We start from the raw sequence: 18,282 nt of genomic DNA, 5'->3' as shown, positions 1-18,282 counted from the left end.
ATTATCCCGACTTTTTTACTGGCTGAAAGGGCGTCATTACGCTGCCGCGACGGCGGGACGCACACCCAGCGTATGGCAGATGGCATAACTCATTTCGGCGCGGTTCAGGGTATAGAAATGGAAATCTTTCACTCCTTCGCGCGACAGAATCTTCACCATATCCATCGCGATATTGGCACCCACCATTTTGCGCGTTTCGGCATCATCATCCAGACCGGCAAACATCGCATTCATCCAGCCCGGTACGCGTACGTTAGTCAGCGTGGCAAAGCGTTGCAGCTGTTTAAAGTTCGAGACCGGCAAAATGCCCGGCACAATTTCCACGTCGATGCCGGTTGAAACGCAGCGATCGCGGAAGCGTAAATAGCTTTCGACGTCGAAAAAGAACTGGGTGATTGCCCGGCTGGCACCGGCATCGATCTTCCGCTTCAGGTTGATTAAATCCGCCTGCGCGCTTTTGGCTTCGGGATGGACTTCCGGATAAGCCGCCACCGAAATATCAAAATCACCGACCTCTTTCAGCAGCGAAACCAGATCGCAGCCATACATATCGGGTTTACCGCCGCCCGGAGGCAGGTCACCGCGCAGCGCCACGATATGACGAATACCGTTATTCCAGTAATCCTGCGCGATGCTGCGCAGCTCTTCGCGTGTGGCATCGACACAGGTCAGATGCGGCGCCGCTTCCAGACCGGTGCGATCTTTAATCCCTTTGATAATGCTGTGGGTGCGATCGCGCTCGCCGGAATTTGCACCGTAGGTGACAGAAACAAATTTGGGTTTCAGGCTGCTCAGGCGATCGATTGAGGACCACAGCGTCTCTTCCATTTCGCTGGTGCGAGGCGGGAAAAATTCAAATGAGACATTAATTTGCCCGTTCAGCTCTGCCAGGCTCTGGTTTAGCGCTTCGCGCTGATTGGCATGAAAGAAACTCATCCTGCACCCTCATCGATCACATCGGTTAACTAACGGCCTGCAAACATCCATACGTTTAGACGTCCAGATGTTCAAAATGACGCAATCCTGCGTCAGCGTCAACTAAAAAATGATCAACGGCGCGGATAAATATTCATTCAGGATGAGAGAAATTCACGATGAGCACAGAGAGAGAATCAAACAGGCGCCGAAGCGCCTGAAAGAAGAGAGAAAGAAAGGATTACAGCAGTTGCGCCAGGCGATTGATATCTGACTGAATGGCACCCGCGGTCACATCGCGTCCCGCGCCCGGACCCCGAATCACCAGCGGATTATCACGGTACCAGCGGCTTTCAATGGCAAACACGTTATCGCACGGCAGCAACGCGGAGAGCGGATGCTCCGGGCGGACGGCTTCAACACCGACACGGGCCTTACCGTTGCCATCAAAGCGGGCAACGTAGCGCAGCACCAGCCCTAATTCCTGCGCGGCTTCCAGCCGTTGCAGCATCTGTTCATTCAGCTCTTCCCCGTTTTCAAAGAAATGGTCGATAGAGCCCTGCTGACAGTTATCCGGCACCAGCGATTCAACGCGCACCTGATCCGGTTCGATGTCATAACCCGCTTCGCGTGCCAGAATCACCAGCTTGCGCATCACGTCCTGTCCGGAGAGATCGACACGCGGATCGGGCTCGGTTAAGCCCTGCTGCCACGCCTGATCCACCAGCTCAGTGAACGGCACGGTGCCGTCGAACTGCAGGAACAGCCACGACAGCGTGCCGGAGAAGATACCGCTAATCGACAGAATGGTATCACCACTGTCACGCAGATCGCGCACCGTGTAGTTAATCGGCAGACCCGCGCCGACCGTCGCGTTGTATAACCAGTGACGACCGGTTTTGGTAAAGGCATCACGAATTTGCCGCCACGTCTGGCTGTCAGAGGCACCGGCTACCTTATTGGCGCTGATGACGTGAAAACCGTGGCTGGCGAAATCGAGATACTGCTGCGCCAGCGGCGTGCTGGCGGTTACGTCCAGCACCACCAGGTCGTCAAACGGGTGCGCCCGCATCCACAGGAACAGCGACTCTTCATCACGCTCAACGGCTTCGTCATCAAAAAAGGCCAGCGCCCGACTGGCGTCCAGTCCCTCATAGCTCAGCAGGCTGCGGCAGCTATCCGCCACACCGGCCAGCACAAATTCAAATCCGGTACGCGCCGACAGCGTTTCCTGATCGCGCGCGAACAGTTCCAGCCAGCGTGAACCGATGTTGCCTTTACCAAACAGCATCAGCCCGATGCGCTTTTCAGCCCGGAACAGCGACTGATGCAATCCCTGAATCAGATGCTGAGTCGGACCGACGCGCAGCACCGCCACTACGCTGATGTGCTGCTCTGACTGCCAGATAAACTCCACCGGCTGATCTTTTAACTGCTGCCAGAAACGATGGGTATGCAGCGGGTTACGGGTGACGCCCGCGCCCACCAGCGCCACCAGCGCCAGCCCGTCGCGTAGCTGCAGATGGCCCGGAAAACCGGCATCCTGCAGCAGCGTAAAGGCGCTGTTAACCACTTCTGAGGTGTAGCAGAGCTGCAATAACTGACGATCGGGATGGACGCCAACGGCCAGCGGGCGCAGCTGGGCGCGCTTCAGTAGCAGATCGATCTCTTTATGCAGAATGGCAAAATCGTGCTGCTCCGGCAGCTGGATCTCAATCAGGCAAACGTCATCGTGACTGGTCACAATACGGGCGCCGGTACCAGACGCCAGCACCCGCTCAATGCGGGTCGATCCCTGTTCCGGCTGGTAGCTACAGCGCAGTTGCAGATCGATGTCGCTGCCTGAAACCGGCTGCAGAGTGCGGGTGTGCAGCACCGGCGCAGCCAGACGCGCCAGTTCACTGGCTTCATCCAGCCTTAACAGCGGCAGCAAACAGGCATCCGAAACTTTACGCGGATCGGCACTGTAGACGCCCGCTACATCACTCCAGATGGTGACGCGGCCAACACCGGCCAGCGCGCCAATCTGCGTTGCAGAATAGTCGGAACCGTTACGTCCGAGCAGCACCGTTTCACCGGCATCGTTCCGGCTGATAAAGCCGGTCACCACGATGCGCTTGTGAGGATGCTGCGCCAGCAGGGTTTGCAACAGCGGCCATGACTTGCCTTCATCCACCTGCGGTTGCGCGGCGCGTTCAGCCCGCAGAAAGTCGCGTGCATCGAGCCAGCAGGCCTGCATATCGCGCTGGTTCAGCACCGCTGACATCAGACGGGCCGACCAGACTTCACCGTGCCCTACCACTTCCGCATAGACCGCGTCAGTCAGCGTGCCATCCAGCAGGGCGGCCAGCTTTTCCAGATCGCGGATAAAAGCGGTCACTAAAGGTTCTGCGACCTCAGCAGGCAGCAGCGCGCTAATCAGCTCGCTTTGATAACGCCGTAAAGCCTGTTGCACCTGGTGCGCGGAGAGCCGATCGCTCTGGCTGAGCTTCAGCCAGTTAATCAGCTGGTTGGTGGTCGAGCCCGCCGCCGACACCACCATCATGTCACCCGGCTGGCTGTAATCCGCCATGATGCTGGCCACGCGCTGATAGCAGCGCGCATCCGCCAGGCTACTGCCGCCAAATTTATGCAACTGCCTGATATCCGGCGTGCCCGCACCTGCTGAAATCGTCATGCTTAACCCTCGGCTGCGATCCGGAATGCATTATCCAGATCGGCAATTAAATCTTCGTGATCTTCGATGCCGACAGAAACACGCAACAGCGTGTCGGAGATGCCCGCTGCAGCACGCGCTTCTGCCGACATTCCCGCATGCGTCATGGTCGCGGTGTGGGAGATCAGACTCTCCACGCCGCCCAGCGATTCCGCCAGCGTAAATAGCCGCAACGCTTTCAGGAAGCGGCGCAGCAGGGCTTCGTCACCATCGACTTCGAAGCTCAGCATCGCGCCAAAGCCGCGTTGCTGTCGCGCTGCATGTTCGTGTCCGGCGTTTTCCGGCAGCGAAGGATGATACAACTTTTTGACCTGTTTCTGTTGCTTCAGGTAATCAACAATCGCTAATGCGTTGCGTTGCGCCGCGGCCATGCGTGGCGCTAAGGTACGGATGCCGCGCAGCAGCAGATAACTGTCAAAGGCCGAACCGGTGACGCCAATATTGTTGGCCCACCACGCCAGATCGGTCGCCAGCTGAGGATCTTTGGCGATCACCGCGCCGGCCACCACATCGGAGTGACCATTGAGGTATTTGGTGCAGGAGTGAATCACCAGATCGGCTCCCAGCGCCAGTGGATTCTGTAACGCCGGACTCATAAAGGTGTTATCCACCACGCTAATGGCACCGGCATCGCGAGCCGCCGCACAAATCGCGCTGATATCAACCACCCGTAACAGCGGATTGCTGGGGCTTTCGATCAGCACCAGCTTCGGTTTCTCATCCAGCGCGGCCTGCAGCGCATTCAGATCGCCCTGATCGACAAATTTCACCCGATAAGCGCCGCGCTTGCTCAGGCTGTCAAACAGCCGGTAGCTGCCGCCATAACAATCGTGTGGCGCCACCAGCAGGTCGCCAGGCTTCAGGAACACCGTCGTCACCAGGTGAATAGCCGACATCCCGGTATTGGTTAATACCGCACCGGCACCGCCTTCCAGTTCAGCCAGCGTCCGCTGCACCACGTCGCGGGTCGGATTCCCACGGCGCGAATAGTCATGGGCGCGGGGCTCGTTGAAATCGAGAAAGTTATAGGTGCTGGAGAGGTGAATCGGTGGGACAACACAGCCATATTGCTCGTCATCATTCAAACCGCTGCGTACTGCGATGGTTGCCTGTTTGCGCGTCATGGGACTTATTGTTCCTGAAATGTGAAATGTTGAGGCACAGGATATCACCCCTTAATTAGACGTCAATACATCTGGACATCTAAATGTCTTTGCGTATAGATTGAGCAGAAAGGCAATAACCGCTAAAATTATGCGTCATCGCCTGGCGCTCACCCGGTCGTTAAGCCGCTGTGAGCGAAGAAAACCCGCCATATCAGGGGTCAGGCAGGAAAAAATCAGGCATAATCCGCTGATTTCCTCACATTTAACGTTTATTAATTAAGGTATCCCATGGCTGAATGGAACGGCGAATATATCAGCCCGTACGCCGAGCACGGTAAGAAGAGCGAGCAGGTCAAGAAGATTACGGTTTCTATCCCCTTGAGCGTGCTGAAGATTTTAACGGATGAGCGTACTCGTCGTCAGGTGAATAACCTGCGTCACGCGACGAACAGTGAGCTGCTGTGCGAAGCGTTTTTGCATGCTTTTACCGGTCAGCCACTGCCAGATGATGTCGATTTGCGTAAAGAGCGCAGCGATGAGATTCCGGAAGAAGCGAAAAAGATCATGCGCGACATGGGTATCGATCCTGATACCTGGGAGTATTAATCCGCCAGGCCTGTTTCGCTTAACGTCGCTGTGTTTCAGATGAGCAGAGCCCGCACCGGGATGCTGCTCATCTGACCTATCACGCCGCTGACTCCTCCTTAATCGTCACCTTCCCTCTCATTTTGATTTTTCCTGTCTGAATGTCGCAGAGAAAATAATAGCCATCAAAGTTTTACATTATCGCAATATTTTTGTTCCAATATGGGATCGCATTCAATCCGGTAATGGAGGAATTACTATTGTTCATAATTACCTGACTCCGTAAAATTTTCCAAAAAAAGCGAATATTTTACAGGAATACGATGGCATCAATTTATCTGACAAAAAAACATAAAAACCTTTCGCCCGTTATTATTATATTTACCATTATAATCTTCATTTTTTCTGACCGGACACAAGCTGCGCCGGTACTGGAAGAAAAAAACAGTGCAACTCATGCACTTTTACAGGATCGGATACGCAAAGAGCAGTTAATTCCTAAACCGCAGCAAACACCCTCTGAAAAACAGACTGCCGGGCATGAGGAAATTCGCTTCCCGAATGAAGCGATCTGCTACAGGATCGATAAAGTTAATTTAAAGCCGGATAGCGAAAAACTTCACCTTGAAAAATTAAGCTATTTTACTGCTCAGGCCGAAGGAAAATGTCTCGGCATTGCGGGCATCAGACTGCTGGCAAAAACTCTGCAAAACGAAATAATCAGGCTGGGATATATTACCACGCGAGTTAACCTACCCGATCAGAACCTTTCAGCTCATACATTAAATTTTGAAATTAATGCGGGTAAGGTGGGCAATATCTTCGTCAATAAAGCAAGCGGCGATTATATCAACCTCGGTAATACGTTACCGCTAAAAGAGGGCGATATACTCGAACTTGGCGATCTTGAACAGGGCAGCCTGAATCTGCAGCGCGTACCGGGTTCGCAGGTCAGGATCAATGTGTTGCCGGGTCGTGAAAAAGGCGAGAGTGATATTCATATCCGGCGCGAACAGGATAAATACTGGCAGGTGGGAGCGTGGATCAATGATGCAGGCTCGGTCGCAACCGGCCGTTACCAGGCAGGCGGTGCGCTCTATTTCAATAACATCACCTCGATGAGTGATACTTTCTACCTGTCATATGGCCATGACATTGCCCCAGGGCATACGGTTAAAGGCAACAGTAATCAGTCTGTGGGTTATTCCATCCCGTGGGGTTACTGGTGGCTCGATCTTTACGCCAGCCAGAGTCAGTATCAGCAATACATCACCGGTAACTGGGCCAGCTGGCGATTAAATAATAAAAATCGTTATTACAGCGCTCAGCTTAATCGTTTGCTCTCACGCACCGTGCATCAGACCACCACGGCGGGCCTGCAAATCTTTAATACCGAAGCGCGCTATTCTCTCAATGAGGTCGATCTCGTCAGCATGCATAAAAGAAATGCGGGCTGGAAAGCGGTGCTGCAACATCAGATCCGCTACGATAATGCCGGTCTGGCCGCCAGCCTGAGTTATCAAAAGAAGATGCCATGGTTTAATAGCAGCCACACGGCTGAGCAGCAATACCGGCTCATCGATAAAGAAGGCAGGATTGTTACCTTCGATCTGGAAGGCTCAGTTAGCTTTCGCCTGTACGACAACTGGCTCAACTATTCTCCTCATCTCAGCCTGCAATATTCGCCCGATAAACTTTCTTCTCTTGATCGCTTTTCGCTGGCAAATCGCTGGACCGTGCGCGGTTTCGATGGCGAAAACACCCTTCAGGACAATAAGGGATGGTACTGGCGTAACGACATCAGCTGGCTATTCCCCGGCAAGCCGGTGCAACCTTATATCGGCCTTGATGCAGGCCAGGTTTATGGTAATTACAGCCAGCAATATTACACCGGTAAAACCGTCATCGGCAGCGTGATCGGCTTACGGGGCCAATACCAGCAAACGCACATTGATATTTTTGCTGGCACACCACTTATAAAACCACAATCATTTCATACTGACCCACTTACGCTGGGTTTCTCATTACAATGGAAATATTAAAAAAAGGAGGATGATCTTAATTTCATCGCAGATTACAAACATTTAAAAACATTAATTCATTAAAGGGTAAACATGAAAAAGCATAAAATCAGCCTGTTATTCCTGGCCACATTAGCCACGCTTTGCAGTTCGTCCGCTTTTGCTGCATTGAATAGTTACACTCATGCCAACGGATCGACTGTCATTAATATCAATCAAGCGGATGCCAATGGTCTGTCGCATAATATGTACCAAAATTTCAATGTGACAAATAAGGGAACCATCATCAACAACAGCACCACAGATTTAGTGCGTGAAAGCGGCAATATTGCGCGTAATAGCAATCTGGATCGCTCTGCCAGTCTCATTCTTAATGAAGTCATTTCCAAAAGCCCATCTGCACTCAACGGATTTATTGAAGTTGCTGGTCAGAAAGCGGATGTGATCATTGCCAACCCGAACGGAATTAGCTGTTCTGGCTGTAGCTTTATCAATACCGGACGCGCGACGTTAACAACGGGGACCCCAACCTTCAGCGATGGTACATTAACCGGCTTCAAAGTCGCTAAAGGCACGATAGCTGTTAACGGTAAAGGTCTGAAAGGGGCCGATTACACCGACCTGCTGGCGAAAAAGATTAATATTCAGGGCATGATTGAAACCAGCCAGTTGAACGCGATTGCGGGAACCTATGATTACGATATCGCCTCTGCTCAGGTGACTGCGAATGGCAACACACGGCTGTTCAGTAACAGTATAGATGTGAGCGAACTGGGTGGTGCAACGGCAGGTATTATTCAATTGCAGACCACTGAGGCGGGAGCGGGAGTCAACAACAGTGGCATCCTCAACGCCAGCGGCCTTTATATCGCCTCTAATGGCGCGCTGACTAACAGCGGTACCCTGCAAAGTGGCGTCATCAGTGCGTCAGCCATCAACGGGATCACCAATAAAGGGCATCTTTCTTCAGCTCAGACAGCGCTGCAGTCGTCCGGCACATTTAATAACAGCGGTACCATTGAGGCCACTGATTATATTAATGTCGTCAGTGCAGGAAAATTTTCCAACAGTGAAAACGCGCAAATTACGGCGGCAGGTAATATCAACGTCGTCTCTATCGCCGGTGATATTGAGAATACCGGTAAAATCAGTGCCGGAAAAACTCTGGTGATGCAGACCGGCTATGGTTCAGTTGACGGAACGATGACCGCCATCGCTAACACCCGTCTGCTCAACTCTGGCTCGCTTCAGGCAGGTAATATCAGTCTGAATGCGGTTAAAGAGATTAATCTGTCATCGGGTGGAGAGGTCACCACACCAGGCACAGCTTATCTTTCAGCGTCAAAAGTTTCGAATGCTGCGACCCTGGCCGGCCAGAACACCTCGATTGTGGCTAATGAAGTGCAGAATAGCGGCCTCATGCAGACCACCGGAACGTTAAGCGTCTATGGTAAAAACGACATCCTGAATACCGGCACCTTAAAAGCGGGCACGCTGGCGCTGACAACGGATGAGAAAATCAGCAATTCGTCCTGCATATTGTGGGTATTGTGTACCAAAGGCACCATGGAGGCGGATAAGATCACCATCACCGCACCCAAAATCGCGAGTCTCAGCGATCTGGATGGTCACTATTCCACGCAGACACTTGAGCTGAATAAGCCTGCTGCTTCTTCAGAACCGGCCTCCAGCCTGTAGCCGGTGGTAAGACAGAAATAAAAAAACCCAGCCGAAGCTGGGTTTTTTCTTGCCGCCGAACCCGCAGGTTCAGGTGCCTTTTAATCTTATTTTTTAGCGCCTGGCACGCTGAAACGCTTGTTAAAGCGGTCAACACGGCCACCAGTTGCCACTTCACGCTGCTTACCGGTATAGAACGGGTGGCATTTGCCACAAACGTCCAGGTTCAGTTCGTGAGTCAGTGTTGAACGGGTGTGAATCTCGTTGCCGCAGGTACATTTGATAGTAACTGCTTCGTATTTCGGGTGAATACCTTGTTTCATGGGAAACCTCATATAAGGCCGTGTCGCTCTCCGTGCCAGGTCAGAACCTGCACAGCACCACACGCGGTGAACAGTAAAGGGTGTACTCCGGCAAGATCTTTCTCACCGAAGGCGCAACATTATACAGCTAACTTTCGCCTGCTGCAAATTTATGCTGAGATACCCGCCACCGGGGTCAGCGTGTACACTAGCTTCCCCGATTGATTGAGCCGGAAAGAGATCGCTATGCCCGTTGTTCAGGTTGCCCTGCCCGTCCCGTTGCCCCGCCTGTTTGACTATCTGCCGCCGCTGGGCGCGCAGCCGGTGATTGGCGGTCGCGTGAGCGTGCCGTTCGGCAACCGCAGGATGATCGGCATCGTGGTTGCACTGCGCGACAGTAGCGATCTGCCGGAAGCGCAGCTAAAGCGCGTGGCGGAGGTGCTGGACAGTGAGACGCTCTATCCGGCGTCGTTGTGGCGCATCCTCAACTGGGCCGCCAGCTACTACCATTCACCGCTCGGGGAAGTGCTGAGCCATGCGATCCCGGTGTTACTGCGTCAGGGTAAACCAGCGCAGGACAATCCGTTATGGCAATGGGTCATCACCGAACAGGGTCGCGCCACCGCGCCTGAAACACTGAAGCGCGCCCCAAAACAGCAACAGGCGCTGGCCGCGCTGCGTCAGCGACCGCTCTACCGTCATCAGGTGAGTGAACATGATCTGACAGATGCGGCGATGCAGGCGCTACGGGCAAAAGGCTTATGCGATCTGCATGAGCATCAGCCACAGATGCATGACTGGCGCACCACCTTCGCGGTCAAAGGCGAGCGCCTGCGGCTGAATACCGATCAGGCGATGGCGGTGGGGGCAATTCGGGCCGAAGATGAACAATACGCCGCCTGGCTGCTGGCAGGTATCACCGGTTCCGGTAAAACAGAAGTTTATCTCAGCGTGCTGGAAAATGTGCTGGCGCGCGGCAGGCAGGCGCTGGTGCTGGTGCCGGAGATTGGCTTAACCCCGCAAACCATCGCCCGTTTCCGTGAGCGCTTTGATGCGCCGATCGATGTGCTCCACTCCGCCTTAAATGACAGTGAGCGGCTGGCGGTCTGGCTGCGCGCGCGACGGGGCGAAACCGCCATCGTGATCGGCACCCGCTCGGCATTGTTTACCCCACTGGCCCGTCCTGGGGTGATCATTATTGATGAAGAGCACGACAGCTCCTATAAACAGCAGGAAGGCTGGCGCTATCAGGCGCGCGATCTGGCGGTGTTTCGCGCCCATGAAGAGAACATCCCGATAGTGATGGGGTCGGCAACCCCGGCACTGGAGACGCTGCACAATGTTCGCAGCGGTAAATATCGCCAGCTCGACCTGACGAAACGGGCCGGGAATGCCAGACCGGCGCTGCAACAGCTGATCGACCTGAAAGGCGTGCAGCTGACGGGCGGGCTGGCACCGGCGCTGATCGGCAAAATGCGTCAGCATTTACAGGCTGACAATCAGGTGCTGCTGTTTCTCAACCGGCGCGGCTTTTCGCCGGCGCTGTTGTGTCACGATTGCGGCTGGATTGCCGAATGTACACGTTGCGATCGCTACTACACGCTGCACCAGCACCATCGCCAGCTACGCTGCCACCATTGCGACAGCCAGCGTCCGCTGCCGAATCAGTGTCCGCAGTGCGGCTCGACACATTTATTACCGGTTGGCGTCGGCACCGAGCAGCTGGAGCAGCAACTCGGGACGCTGTTTCCCGGCATTCCGGTGTCACGCATCGATCGTGATACCACCAGCCGCAAAGGCGCGCTGGAGCAGCATCTGGCCGATGTCCATCGCGGTGGCGCCCGCATCCTGGTCGGTACCCAGATGCTGGCGAAAGGTCACCATTTCCCTGATGTCACGCTGGTCTCGCTGCTGGATGTCGATGGCGCGCTATTCTCGGCTGATTTTCGCGCTGCTGAGCGGTTTGCCCAGCTCTACACCCAGGTTGCCGGTCGCGCCGGTCGTGCCGGTAAACAGGGCGAAGTGCTGTTGCAGACCCATCATCCGGAACATCCGCTGCTGCAGACTCTGCTGCATAAAGGCTATTTTGCCTTCGCCCAGCAGGCGCTGCTGGAGCGCCAGGCGGTGTTCCTGCCGCCGTGGAGTCGCCATGCCCTGTTCCGGGCGGAAGATATGGATAATCAGCAGGCCGCAGAATTTCTGCAGCAGCTGCGAAATCTGCTGGAGTCGAGCCCGCTGAATGACAGCTCGATGTGGTTTATGGGCCCGCTGCCCGCTTTGCAACCCAAACGCAGTGGCCGCTGGCGCTGGCAGTTACTGCTCCAGCATCCTTCGCGTCAGCGTCTGCAACAGTTACTCAGCAGTTCCCTGCTGCTGGTTTCGACCCTGCCCGCCGCGCGCAAAGTAAAATGGACGCTGGATATCGATCCCACCGAGAGCTGAAGCGGATGACTCTGCGAGCCAGATCGAAAAAAGTCGCATAAGTCACAATTTTTATGCAAATTAAGTAACAACCAGCCGGGCAATCGTTAACAATGTTGCCCGGCTTGCTTTTTGGACAGGCAAAACAGAATCGAACGCGCCATAACGCGTCAGGAGCATGTGTTGGAGCAGAATCAACAACCGCCCGCCGCCACTATGAAAGACGTTGCGGAAAAAGCGGGCGTCTCAACCGCCACCGTTTCGCGTGCGCTGATGAACCCGGAGAAAGTTTCAGCCGCAACCCGTCAAAAGGTTGAGCAGGCGGTAGCGGCAGTGGGATATGCGCCGCACGGGCTGACGCGTAATGCCCGCCGTAACGATACCCAGACCATTCTGGTGATTGTTCCCGACATCTGCGATCCCTTCTTCAGCGAAATCATTCGCGGCGTCGAAGTTACGGCGGCCGAAGAGGGCTATCTGGTGCTGATTGGCGACTGCGCGCACCAGAATCAACAGGAAAGAACCTTTCTCAATCTGATGGTCACGCGACAGATTGATGGCATGGTGCTGCTTGGCTCACAGCTGCCCTTTGATGCCAGCGTCGATGAGCAGCGTAATTTGCCGCCAATGGTGATGGCGAATGAGTTTGCCCCGGAAATGTCGCTGCCCACCGTTCACATTGATAACCTGACCGCCGCGTTTGAAGCGGTCAATCATCTGCTTCAGCTGGGGCACCGGCAAATTGCCTGTATCGCCGGGCCAGAAGAGATGCCGCTCTGTCAGTATCGCCTGCAGGGGTATGTTCAGGCGTTGCGCCGCAGCAGCCTGACGGTCGATCCTACCTATATTGTGCGCGGCGATTTTACCTTTGACGCGGGCGTGGCGGCGATGAAGCAGCTACTGTCATTGCCACAGCCGCCGCGAGCCCTGTTCTGCCACAGCGATATTATGGCGCTCGGCGCGATGAATCAGGCCAGGCGCAGCGGACTGCGGATACCGGAAGACCTGTCGGTAGTCGGGTTTGATGATATTGAGCTGTCGCGTTACTGCGAGCCGCCGCTGACCACGGTGACACAGCCGCGCTATCAGATTGGTCGTGAAGCGATGCTGCTGCTGCTGGATGAGTTGCAGGGTAAACGCGTCAGCAGTGGATCACGGCTGCTGGATGCCGGGCTGACGATTCGTGGCAGCACCGCGCCAGCAAAAAAGCGTGAAAAATAAGCGTAATCCTGTGCTTTTTTCAGTAGATTCTTAAGGCGAACACCGCTGGTCAAAGTTCCGACCCTTGAGTAACATGGCGGACTCCTTGCCGGGCGCGTGAAAACGATCGATTCGCCCATTTGGCACTATTTTTTGAAGGGTATCAGAACGAGAGTGGCACAAAAAGATTATGTAGGCCGCGGGCGTTCAACAGGGACGCGTCGCAAAAAAAGCCCCAGCCGTGGCAAGAAGAGTAAAGGCGGTTCGGGAACATCAAAATTGATGATTGTACTGGCGGTTGCGGTGTTGGTGACCTTTGCCGGTGGTTTATGGTTCCTGGCGCATCACAAAAAAGAGGACGTGCCGGTCATTACGGATCATAAAGCCAACGGTAATGGCTTACCGCCTAAGCCGGAAGAGCGCTGGAAGTACATCAAAGAGCTGGAAAATCGTCAGGTTACGGTGCCGACGCCTATCGAACCCTCTTCGGGCGGTGAAGTGAAGTCTCAGACTCAGCTGACTGACGAGCAGCGCCAGTTGTTAGAGCAGATGCAGGCCGACATGCGTCAGCAGCCCACGCAACTGAACGAAGTGCCGTGGAACGAACAGACGCCAGCTCAGCGTCAGCAGACGCTACAGCACCAGCAGCAGTTGCAACAGCTGCAACGTCAGCAGCAGCAGGACCAGCAGCAGCAACAACGCCAGCAGCTGCAGGCGCAGCAGCAGCAGCAACGGCAGTTGCAGTTACAACAGCAGCAGCAACGTCAGCAACAGCAGTTGCAGCAGCAACAACGTCAGCAGCAGCAGCAGCAGCAGCAGCAGCAGCAGCAGCAAAACGTACAACGCCAGGCGCAGCCTGCACCGATTACGCGTGAACCGGTATCACCACCGAAACCGCAGGAAACGGCGAAAGCCAAACCGGCAGAGAAAGCCTCTTCTCAGCGCTGGATGGTGCAGTGTGGCTCCTTTAAAGGCACAGACCAGGCCGAATCAGTCCGTGCCGGCTTGGCCTTTGAAGGTTTTGAAAGCCGGATTACTACCGGCGGTGGCTGGAATCGCGTGGTGATTGGTCCCTATAAAGATCGCGCCACCGCTGACAGCACCCTGAAACGCCTGCGCAGTTCCGGCCACTCCAGCTGTATTCCGCTCGCCGTCGGGGGTTGAAACCCGTCAAACCCGCCCCATATCTGTTTGCATGATCCTCCGCGCCCGGTGCGCGGAGCCTTTTTCCGAATGCAACAAGGGGTCTGCCCGTGACAACAATAGTAAGTGTACGACGCAACGGCCAGGTAGTGATTGGCGGTGATGGCCAGGCTACGCTGGGCAATACCGTAATGAAAGGCAACGTTAAAAAAGTGCGTCGTTTATACAACGATAAAGTGATCGCTGGCTTCGCTGGCGGCACTGCAGATGCCTTCACCCTATTCGAACTCTTCGAACGTAAACTGGAAATGCATCAGGGTCACCTGGTGAAAGCGGCGGTTGAGCTGGCCAAAGACTGGCGTACTGACCGCATGCTGCGCCGCCTTGAAGCATTACTGGCGGTCGCCGATGAGTCAGCGTCGCTGATCATCAGCGGCAACGGTGATGTCATCCAGCCTGAAAATGATCTGATCGCCATCGGTTCCGGTGGTCCTTTCGCCCAGGCAGCAGCCCGTGCGCTGCTGGAAAATACCGAAATGGGTGCACGCGACATCGTCGAGAAATCGCTGAACATCGCGGGTGATATCTGCATCTACACTAACCATAACGTTAATTTCGAAGAATTACCGTCCAAGGCGTAAGGATTAAAACATGTCTGAGATGACTCCACGCGAAATCGTCAGCGAGCTGAACCGTTTTATCATTGGCCAGGACAGCGCTAAGCGCGCCGTGGCTATTGCGCTGCGCAACCGCTGGCGCCGCATGCAGCTTGATGAAGAGCTGCGCCATGAAGTGACACCTAAAAACATCCTGATGATTGGCCCGACCGGTGTCGGTAAAACCGAGATCGCTCGTCGACTGGCTAAACTGGCCAACGCGCCGTTTATCAAAGTTGAAGCGACGAAGTTCACCGAAGTGGGCTATGTCGGTAAAGAAGTGGACTCAATCATCCGCGATCTGACCGACTCCGCGATCAAAATGGTGCGCAGTCAGGCGATTGAAAAGAACAAATACCGTGCTGAAGAGATGGCGGAAGAGCGCATTCTTGATGTGCTGATCCCACCGGCAAAAAATAACTGGGGCCAGCCAGAGCAGGCACCTGAGCCGTCAGCCGCCCGCCAGTCTTTCCGCAAAAAGCTGCGTGAAGGCCAGCTGGATGATAAAGAGATTGAGATCGACCTGGCCGCCAGCGGTCCGGGCGTTGAGATCATGGCCCCTCCTGGCATGGAAGAGATGACCAGCCAGCTGCAGTCGATGTTCCAGAACCTCGGCGGTCAGAAACAGAAACCACGCAAGCTGAAGATCAAAGAAGCGATGAAGCTGCTGGTGGAAGAAGAAGCGGCCAAACTGGTGAACCCGGAAGAACTGAAGCAGGAAGCGATTGAGGCGGTCGAGCAGCACGGAATCGTGTTTATCGATGAGATCGACAAAATCTGTAAGCGCGGCGGCCAGAACGCCGGCGGCCCGGATGTCTCACGCGAAGGGGTTCAGCGCGACCTGCTGCCGCTGGTTGAAGGCTGTACGGTTTCAACCAAACACGGCATGGTGAAAACTGACCACATCCTGTTTATCGCTTCAGGCGCTTTCCAGGTGGCCAGCCCATCCGATCTGATCCCGGAACTGCAGGGTCGTCTGCCAATCCGTGTCGAACTGCAGGCACTGACGGTAAATGATTTCGAGCGCATCCTGACTGAACCGAACGCGTCGGTCACCGTGCAGTATAAAGCGCTGATGAACACCGAAGGCGTGAATATCGACTTCACCGACGACGGTATCCGTCGTATCGCTGAAGCGGCCTGGCAGGTCAACGAAACCACCGAAAACATCGGTGCGCGTCGTCTGCATACGGTGCTGGAGCGTCTGATGGAGGATATCTCCTATGACGCCAGCGATCGCCACGGCGAATCGGTCACCATTGATGCTGAGTATGTCGGTAAGCATCTGGATGAACTGGTGGCGGATGAAGACCTGAGCCGCTTCATCCTGTAATCGAGCCGATCAGCATTTTTCTAAAGCCCAGCCATCCGGTTGGGCTTTTTTATGCATGCTCTTGATGCAACGCTGCTTTTTTCCACTGATGATTTTGCCAACAATCAGCATAAAGCGATATACTTACCGCTCCTGTGGCAAACAGACGAAACCCTTATGAAATACGATACATCTGAACTCTGCGACATCTACCATGAAGAAGTGAACGTTGTTGAACCGCTTTTTTCAAATTTTGGTGGGCGCACTTCATTCGGTGGTCAGATTACCACAGTGAAATGCTTTGAAGACAACGGCTTACTTTACGACCTGCTGGAAGAAAACGGCCGTGGTCGGGTGCTGGTGATTGATGGCGGCGGCTCGGTCCGTCGCGCACTGGTCGATGCCCAGCTGGCGCGCCTGGCAGCCACTAACGAGTGGGAAGGCCTGGTAATCTACGGTTCGGTCCGTCAGGTTGATGAGCTGGAAGAGCTGGAGATCGGCATTCAGGCTATCGCGGCGATTCCGGCGGGCGCAGCCGGTGAAGGGATTGGTGAGAGCGATGTGCGCGTCAATTTTGGCGGCGTCACCTTCTTTTCCGGCGACCATCTCTATGCCGATAACACCGGCATCATCCTGTCAGAAGACGCGCTGGACCTCGAATAACGCCAGCAATGAAAACGGGTGCCTCAGCACCCGTTTTTCACGTCAGCTGAGGCTTCAAACCTCTTCCATTTTTCCCAGCAATGCACGCAGACGTTCCTGCCATACGTGTTGCTCTTCTTTCAGGTGCTGATTTTCACGCATCAGCGCGTCGTGGTTGCCCGCGACTTGTTGCGCATCGTTACGCAGTGAGTTGTTCTGCTCTTTCAGCTCTTCGATTTCCATCTGCAACAGGGTGATGGTATCAATCGCCTGCTGTACTTTCGCTTCCAGTTTCTCAAACACTTCAAATGACATCTTTCTGACCTCTCCTAAATTCCTGCAAGGCGTTGATGATGCCAGCGTAAGCCAGCAACGTTGTCCCGATTGTATGTAGCCTCACCCCGCAAGTCCAGCAACGCGGGCGCGCCGGGCGCAGTCTGTAACACTTTTCAGCCAATCCCTAAGATTCCGCTGCGCTTATTGCGGCTGCGCTTTTGCTGCCCGTGTCCGCTGCCGCAATCCGGGTCCAATGATGATTAAAGAAAACCGAAACACGCGAAAACGCGCATTTTTATGACACAGTACACAAAAAACGATTTCGCTATTTCTCGTTTATGTTCGTTAACGATAAATTCACAACAGCCCTACAATAAAGCTGGGTGACTCATGGACTGAGAACAAAAACTGATAAAATTTAACCTCGCTTCAGGAACAATATTATGAGTCAGACAACTAACACGCTCAAAGGTCAGTGTATTGCCGAATTTCTGGGGACCGGCTTGATCATTTTCTTTGGTGCAGGCTGTGTGGCTGCACTGAAACTCGCCGGTGCCGCCTTCGGTCAGTGGGAAATCTGTATTATCTGGGGCCTGGGTGTTTCCATGGCTGCCTACCTTACCGCCGGCATTTCAGGTGCGCATCTGAATCCGGCAATCACCGTTGCGCTGTGCCTGTTTGCCAATTTTGAAGGACGTAAGGTCGTACCTTATATCGTGTCACAGGTGGCTGGCGCTTTCTGTGCTGCGGCGCTGGTGTACGGTCTCTACTACAGCCTGTTTATCGACTACGAGCAGAGCCATCAGATGGTGCGCGGTACGGTTGAAAGCCTCGACCTGGCAGGCATCTTCTCTACCTACCCTAACCCGCACATCGGCGTGGGCCAGGCTTTCCTGGTTGAGATGGTGATCACCGCGGTATTAATGGCGGTCATCATGGGCCTGACGGATGACGGCAACGGCATTCCACGCGGTCCGCTGGCACCGCTGCTGATCGGCCTGCTGGTGGCGATTATCGGTGGCGCGATGGGTCCACTGACCGGCTTCGCCCTGAACCCGGCACGTGATTTCGGACCAAAGATCTTCGCATGGCTGGCAGGCTGGGGTAACGTTGCCTTTACCGGCGGTCGTGACATTCCTTACTTCCTCGTGCCGATTTTTGGCCCGCTGGTTGGCGCCTGCCTGGGTGCAGTCGGTTATCGCGTACTGATTGCCCGTTACCTGCCAGGTACCGCTCAGGAACCGGCCAGCGTTCCAGCAGAAAAACCGGTTGCGCGCGCTCAGCAGCGTAAAGCGTAAGTTTCACCTTTT

The 18,282-nt window shown here is 54.6% G+C and carries 15 protein-coding genes; 10 read left to right on the top strand and 5 right to left on the bottom strand.

Features of this window, described 5'->3' with window-relative positions:
- Positions 1 to 36: 36 nt before the first annotated feature.
- From metF to metB, 3 genes are all read right to left on the bottom strand, one after another.
- Positions 37 to 936 (bottom strand): methylenetetrahydrofolate reductase, encoded by a 900-nt coding sequence (gene metF / locus LZU96_RS01195; protein ID WP_233986219.1) that lies wholly within the window; start codon positions 934 to 936, stop codon positions 37 to 39.
- Between the two features lie 220 nt (positions 937 to 1,156).
- Positions 1,157 to 3,592 carry a bifunctional aspartate kinase/homoserine dehydrogenase II gene (locus tag LZU96_RS01190; protein ID WP_233986022.1) on the bottom strand — a complete coding sequence of 812 codons (2,436 nt, stop codon included), beginning with the start codon at positions 3,590 to 3,592 and terminating at the stop codon, positions 1,157 to 1,159.
- 2 nt (positions 3,593 to 3,594) lie between these two features.
- Positions 3,595 to 4,755 carry a cystathionine gamma-synthase gene (gene metB / locus LZU96_RS01185; RefSeq protein ID WP_233986020.1) on the bottom strand — a complete coding sequence of 387 codons (1,161 nt, stop codon included), beginning with the start codon at positions 4,753 to 4,755 and terminating at the stop codon, positions 3,595 to 3,597.
- 270 nt (positions 4,756 to 5,025) lie between these two features.
- On the opposite strand from metB, the gene metJ reads away from it, so the two are divergent.
- From metJ to LZU96_RS01170, 3 genes are all read left to right on the top strand, one after another.
- Complete coding sequence (gene metJ, locus LZU96_RS01180; RefSeq protein WP_003851225.1) at positions 5,026 to 5,343, top strand: met regulon transcriptional regulator MetJ; 318 nt, start codon at positions 5,026 to 5,028, stop codon at positions 5,341 to 5,343.
- A 302-nt stretch (positions 5,344 to 5,645) separates the two neighbouring features.
- The gene (locus tag LZU96_RS01175; protein WP_233986018.1) at positions 5,646 to 7,364 is read left to right on the top strand and encodes a ShlB/FhaC/HecB family hemolysin secretion/activation protein; all 1,719 of its coding nucleotides are present in this window, start codon (positions 5,646 to 5,648) and stop codon (positions 7,362 to 7,364) included.
- A gap of 72 nt (positions 7,365 to 7,436) precedes the next feature.
- Positions 7,437 to 9,041, top strand: a complete 1,605-nt coding sequence (locus LZU96_RS01170; protein ID WP_233986015.1) for a filamentous hemagglutinin N-terminal domain-containing protein — start codon at positions 7,437 to 7,439, stop codon at positions 9,039 to 9,041.
- Positions 9,042 to 9,127: 86 nt separating this feature from the next.
- On the opposite strand, the gene rpmE is transcribed toward LZU96_RS01170, so the two are convergent.
- Positions 9,128 to 9,343, bottom strand: coding sequence for a 50S ribosomal protein L31 (gene rpmE / locus LZU96_RS01165; RefSeq protein WP_003851227.1), 216 nt, complete (start codon positions 9,341 to 9,343; stop codon positions 9,128 to 9,130).
- Positions 9,344 to 9,568: 225 nt separating this feature from the next.
- Between rpmE and priA the strand changes: the two genes are divergently transcribed.
- The 6 genes from priA to rraA all read left to right on the top strand — a co-directional run bounded on the left by priA (position 9,569) and on the right by rraA (position 16,717).
- Complete coding sequence (gene priA, locus LZU96_RS01160) at positions 9,569 to 11,764, top strand: primosomal protein N' (protein ID WP_233986006.1); 2,196 nt, start codon at positions 9,569 to 9,571, stop codon at positions 11,762 to 11,764.
- A gap of 162 nt (positions 11,765 to 11,926) precedes the next feature.
- Complete coding sequence (gene cytR / locus LZU96_RS01155; protein WP_233986004.1) at positions 11,927 to 12,964, top strand: DNA-binding transcriptional regulator CytR; 1,038 nt, start codon at positions 11,927 to 11,929, stop codon at positions 12,962 to 12,964.
- Positions 12,965 to 13,117: 153 nt separating this feature from the next.
- Positions 13,118 to 14,107: a cell division protein FtsN gene (gene ftsN, locus LZU96_RS01150; protein ID WP_233986002.1), complete on the top strand. Its 990-nt coding sequence runs from the start codon at positions 13,118 to 13,120 to the stop codon at positions 14,105 to 14,107.
- An 89-nt stretch (positions 14,108 to 14,196) separates the two neighbouring features.
- Positions 14,197 to 14,727 (top strand): ATP-dependent protease subunit HslV, encoded by a 531-nt coding sequence (gene hslV / locus LZU96_RS01145; protein ID WP_031377651.1) that lies wholly within the window; start codon positions 14,197 to 14,199, stop codon positions 14,725 to 14,727.
- Between the two features lie 10 nt (positions 14,728 to 14,737).
- Entirely contained in the window at positions 14,738 to 16,075 is a 1,338-nt protein-coding gene (gene hslU, locus LZU96_RS01140) for an HslU--HslV peptidase ATPase subunit (RefSeq protein ID WP_233985999.1), read from the top strand.
- A 156-nt stretch (positions 16,076 to 16,231) separates the two neighbouring features.
- A complete protein-coding gene (rraA, locus tag LZU96_RS01135; protein ID WP_009088032.1) occupies positions 16,232 to 16,717 on the top strand; it encodes a ribonuclease E activity regulator RraA in 486 nt (161 codons plus the stop codon).
- Positions 16,718 to 16,771: 54 nt separating this feature from the next.
- Here the strand turns inward: rraA and zapB are convergent, their stop codons facing one another.
- Positions 16,772 to 17,011: a cell division protein ZapB gene (gene zapB / locus LZU96_RS01130; RefSeq protein ID WP_003851242.1), complete on the bottom strand. Its 240-nt coding sequence runs from the start codon at positions 17,009 to 17,011 to the stop codon at positions 16,772 to 16,774.
- Between the two features lie 404 nt (positions 17,012 to 17,415).
- Here zapB and LZU96_RS01125 point away from each other — a divergent pair, with 404 nt between their 5' ends.
- Positions 17,416 to 18,270: an MIP/aquaporin family protein gene (locus LZU96_RS01125; RefSeq protein ID WP_094119932.1), complete on the top strand. Its 855-nt coding sequence runs from the start codon at positions 17,416 to 17,418 to the stop codon at positions 18,268 to 18,270.
- Positions 18,271 to 18,282 lie beyond the last annotated feature (12 nt).

The organism is Pantoea agglomerans (assembly GCF_021397715.1).
Taxonomy (GTDB): domain Bacteria; phylum Pseudomonadota; class Gammaproteobacteria; order Enterobacterales; family Enterobacteriaceae; genus Pantoea; species Pantoea astica.
This window is presented reverse-complemented; position numbering and strand designations above follow the sequence as displayed.